Consider the following 4,434-nt stretch of genomic DNA (forward strand, 5'->3'; position numbering starts at 1 on the left):
CCCGCCCCGCGCCGACCTGCCCGCCCTGCCGGTCCGGGCCGATCAGGCCGAGCAGCCCGGTACCGGGTCACCGGGCTGACGTCGGACCGCGGGCGCGGTCAGGGCGTGCCCTCGCGTGACCAGATGCCGGAGGTGCCGCGCCGATGCGACTCCACCAGGTGCGTGTCGACCACCCCGATGGCCTCCATCAGGGCGAACACCGTCACCGGGCCCACGAAGCCGAAACCCCGTCGCTTGAGGTCCCGGGCGAGCGCCTCCGACTCCGGGGACCGGCTGGGCACCTCGCTCATGGTCCGGGGCTCCGGGGTGCGCTCCGGCCGGTAGGACCAGATCAACTCCCCGAGTCCGCCCTGCGCCCGGAGCGCGATCACCGCGCGCGCGTTGCCGATGGCCGCGTCGATCTTGCGCCGATTGCGCACGATCCGGGCGTCCGCCATGAGCCGGGTGACGTCGGGCTCCCCGAAGTCCGCGACCGCGTCGGGCGAGAACCCGGCGAACGCCTCGCGGAACGCCGGTCGCTTGCGCAGGATCGTCAGCCAGCTCAGGCCGGACTGGAAACCCTCCAGGACGAGCCGCTCGTAGAGGCCGGCCTCGTCGTGGACCGGCATCCCCCATTCGGTGTCGTAGTACTCCCGCAACAGGGGATCACGCGCCGCCCAGGGCGGCCGCATCAGACCGTCCTCGCACAGCACCGCGCCGCCGGTCTGATCCGTCTGGTCTTCCGCCATGTCTCCCCCTGCAGGTTCGTGGACCACCCTCCCCGGTGATCGCCGCCACCCTAGGATCCGGCTCCGACACGATCCGGCTGGGTCCGACACGATCCGGCTAGGACAGCCACCCGCTGAGCTGCACGATGCGCACCGCCGCCAGGAGCACGAGTGCCACACCCACGACGAGCGTGAGCAACCGGCCGGCGACGCGGCCGTAGACCAGGAACCTGTCGATCCTGCGGGTCGCCGCGGCGACACCGGACGAGTCGACCCTCGACAACGCGATGATCAGGCCAGTACTCGGCAGGATCGCGATGACCGCGAAGAACAGGATCTGCAGCAGCTTGGACCACCACGGCGTCTCGGCGAACGAGATGAGGACCATGCCCGCCGCGAACGGCGCCGAGGTCGCCGACTGGATGACACCCAGTGAGATGCCGGTGACCATGATGCCGAACCTCTGGAGCACGGTCTGGGTCAGCGGGGCCTCGACGCTGTCCTCCTTGGCCTCCGCGGGTCTGCGCAGTCCCAACACGGTGATCACCAGGCCGACCACGCCCAGGACCACCATCGCCCAGAGGTTGTAGAACAGGCTGCGCACGAACTCCTGGTTGTTGCCGATCACCCACACCGACACCAGCGAGAGCAGGACGATGCCGCAGAACGCTCCTCCGGTGAAACGGGCGGCGCGTGAGGCGAAGCCTCCCCCGCGGCCGGCGGCCGTGAGCCAGAGCCCGGCGATCACGGCGAAGGCCAGGAGGTTGACCGAGTCGACTGCCGCGAATCCCAGCAGGCTGAGGTAATACTGCACGACGGCACACACTACCGGCGAGGGCTCGGTGGGCGATCCCGGTAGTCGTCGACGTCGCGGTCACGGCGGGACTCGTCGTCGTCGCCCTTCATCCGGCCGGGACGGCCGAACACCGACCGGTCGCGCCGCAGGCGGGTGTCGATCCCCCGCACACTCCACCCGCGCATCGGCGCCGGGACGCGCCACTGCAGACGCCACGCCACCATCCGGAACGCGAACGCGAACGCGGACAACACCGCCGCGGCGACCGGGCCCCACGTGCCCGTCGAGACGGCCAGGGCCGTGAGCGCCGCGCCGGTGGCGGCGGGGATGACGTACAGGTCGGAACCGTTGAACACGGCGGGGATCTCGTTGGCCACCACATCGCGCATGAGTCCGCCGCCGACCGCGGTGATGACGCCGAGCAGGAGCGCCGAGGCGACCGGCATGCCGTGGTCCAGCGCCCGCGCGGTGCCGAAGGTACAGAACAGGCCGAGGCCGGCCGCGTCGAAGACGATGATCAGCGTCCGGACGCGGTGCAGGTGCGCGCCCAGCAGGTACACCACCGCGGCCGCGACGAACGGCGGCACCAGCAGGACCGGCTGCGCGAACGCGAGCGGGGTGACACCCAGCATCACATCGCGCAGGATGCCGCCGCCGAGACCGGCCAACAGGCCCAGGACCAGACCGCCGGTGATGTCGATGTTCTTCCGCGCGGCCAGGAGGTTGCCGGACAGGGCGAAGAAGAACACCCCCACGAGGTCGATCCACAGCAGCAGCGTCGAGGACTCCACGACCGTCCCCCCCTAGACCACAGCGTCCGCGGTGGAGCGGGCGTGGTGACGGCGACGGACGGAGCGGAACGTCCAGAGCTTGTTGACGACGAAGTTGATCGGCATCGTGATGAGGATCGTGAACAGCTGGCTCCAGTACTCCCGGGAGTGGATCCCCGCGTCCTCGTGGAACCACGGTTCGGGCAGGTAGAGCGGCGAGGTGGGGTTGGTGAAGGCCAGCTTGATGAAGATCCCCGCGGCCGCGGCCACCGATCCCACCAGCAGGAACGGCCAGAACTCCTGCATGACCGGCGCCTTGTGTCCCTTACCGAAGGTCCAGTGCCGGTTGAGCATGAAGTTGTAGACATTGGCCACCAGGAACGCCACGATCCACACCAGGGTCGTGAAGCGGAAGTTGTACTCCGTCCCCGAGAACGGGAACAGGATGTCCTGGGCGTTCTGGGTCCCGCCGTTGGCCCTGTTCATCAGGACCGTGACGATCATGTTGACGACCATCCCGGACCCGCCCACGATCCCGAACATGAGGAACTGTCGGGCGCTACGTCGATAACGACCTAGTTCGGACGGGGCCGGGTTCACAGCGAGCCAGTCTAGGCCCACAGGCCCCGACTAGCCCGCTCCGTGCCCCTCCGGGACCCGTTCGGACGGGTCGTCGATCGGCCCCGGGGCGGTGCCGGCACCGAACGGGCGGCCGCCCAGCTCCTCGCGGTGATGCCGGGAGAGGAGGCCCGCCAGGTCCGGCCCCTTGGGCACGATCCCGTTCGGGTTCACGTCGCGGTGGACGTGGTAATAGTGCTCCTTGATCTGAGGGAAGTCGCAGGTGTCCCCGAAGCCGGGCGTCTGGAACAGGTCGCGCAGGTAGCCCCACAGGGCCGGCATCTCGGTGATCTTGTTGCGGTTGGCCTTGAAGTGTCCGTGGTAGACCGCGTCGAACCGCACCAGGGTGGTGAACAGCCGGATGTCGGCGACGGTGATCGTGTCACCGGCGAGGTACCGACGGGTGGTCAACCGCTCCTCGAGCCTGTCCAGCGAGGCCCAGAGCTCGTCGTAGGCCTGCTCGTACGCGCCCTGCTCGGCCGCGAACCCGCTGCGGTACACGCCGTTGTTGACGGTCGGGTAGATCCACGAGTCCAACTCGTCGATCTCGTCGCGGTGCTCGTCGGGGTACAGGTCCGGGGCGCCGTCGCGGTGGAACGCCGACCATTCCGTGAGCAGATCGAAGTTGAGCTTCTGGTAGGCGTTGGTCACCACCGACCCGGTGGGCAGGTCGACGAGGGCCGGGACCGTGATGCCGCGCGGGTAGTCGGGGATCCGGTTGAAGTACGCCTCCTGGAGCCGGTGCATCCCCGTGACCGGGTCCTTGCCGTCGGGGTCGAGGTCGAAGACCCAGGAGTTGACGTCGTGGGTCGGTCCGGCCAGTCCCATGGAGATGGCGCCCTCCAGGCCCATCAGGCGGCGGACGATGATCGAGCGGCTGGCCCAGGGGCAGGCCCGGGCCGCCATCAGGCGGTATCGGCCGGCCTCGACGGGCCACCGCATCTCGCCGATCTTCTCCCCGACCGGATCCGATCCCGGCGGGAGATCCGCCACGACCCGATCGTTGATGTAGGTGGCGTCGCGGACGAACTCACCGTCCTCCGAGGCGTTCTTGGCTGCGATGAACTCGGTGTCGTCTGCCATGGGGTCTCCTACGGTCGTCGTCGCGGCCAGTGGTTGATGCATCACCAATATAGCGGGTCGGCGGCCCCCGCGCCAGCACATCCGGGTGATCCGGGGCGCCCGGTGTGCCACGCTGGCCGCATGGACTCCGCGCACGTCGACGACGTTCCCACCCGCTACGCCGAGTTCGCCGAGTTCGAGGTCCGCGGCCGCACCCCGGTCTACCTGGCGTGGGCCCGGGGGATCGCCGAGGACCCCGCGACGTGCGAGCTCATCGGGAGCCTGCCCCGGATCAAGCGACAGCCCGCACTGGTCTTCGCCTCCGCCCGGCACGCCGGCGCGCCCGAGACCGAGGACTACCCGGTGTTCCGGGAGTTCGTCCACGACCACTGGACGCAGATCGAACGGATCGCCCTCACCCACTCCACGCAGACCAACGAGGCCAAGCGGTGCGCGGTCCTCCTGCCGTTCCTCTCCCTGC

The 4,434-nt window shown here is 69.5% G+C and carries 6 protein-coding genes; 1 reads left to right on the forward strand and 5 read right to left on the reverse strand.

The features are described 5' to 3' along the window. Positions 1–98 precede the first annotated feature (98 nt). The 5 genes from G6018_RS07900 to G6018_RS07920 form a co-directional block, all read right to left on the reverse strand. Positions 99–728 carry a DNA-3-methyladenine glycosylase I gene (locus G6018_RS07900; protein WP_182639323.1) on the reverse strand — a complete coding sequence of 210 codons (630 nt, stop codon included), beginning with the start codon at positions 726–728 and terminating at the stop codon, positions 99–101. Between the two features lie 97 nt (positions 729–825). Continuing rightward, positions 826–1,521 carry a hypothetical protein gene (locus G6018_RS07905; RefSeq protein ID WP_182639324.1) on the reverse strand — a complete coding sequence of 232 codons (696 nt, stop codon included), beginning with the start codon at positions 1,519–1,521 and terminating at the stop codon, positions 826–828. Positions 1,522–1,532: 11 nt separating this feature from the next. Beyond that, on the reverse strand, positions 1,533–2,294 hold the full coding sequence (locus G6018_RS07910; protein ID WP_182639325.1) for a TRIC cation channel family protein: 762 nt from the start codon (positions 2,292–2,294) through the stop codon (positions 1,533–1,535). 12 nt (positions 2,295–2,306) lie between these two features. Further along, positions 2,307–2,873: a GtrA family protein gene (locus G6018_RS07915; RefSeq protein WP_347237828.1), complete on the reverse strand. Its 567-nt coding sequence runs from the start codon at positions 2,871–2,873 to the stop codon at positions 2,307–2,309. A 30-nt stretch (positions 2,874–2,903) separates the two neighbouring features. Further along, positions 2,904–3,974 carry a glutathione S-transferase C-terminal domain-containing protein gene (locus G6018_RS07920; protein ID WP_182639326.1) on the reverse strand — a complete coding sequence of 357 codons (1,071 nt, stop codon included), beginning with the start codon at positions 3,972–3,974 and terminating at the stop codon, positions 2,904–2,906. 120 nt (positions 3,975–4,094) lie between these two features. Between G6018_RS07920 and G6018_RS07925 the strand changes: the two genes are divergently transcribed. Beyond that, positions 4,095–4,434: DUF2332 family protein (locus G6018_RS07925; protein WP_182639327.1), on the forward strand; the 340-nt coding region annotated here is incomplete at its 3' end.

It is taken from the genome of Dietzia sp. DQ11-44, from assembly GCF_014145205.1.
Classification (GTDB): Bacteria; Actinomycetota; Actinomycetes; order Mycobacteriales; family Mycobacteriaceae; genus Dietzia; species Dietzia natronolimnaea.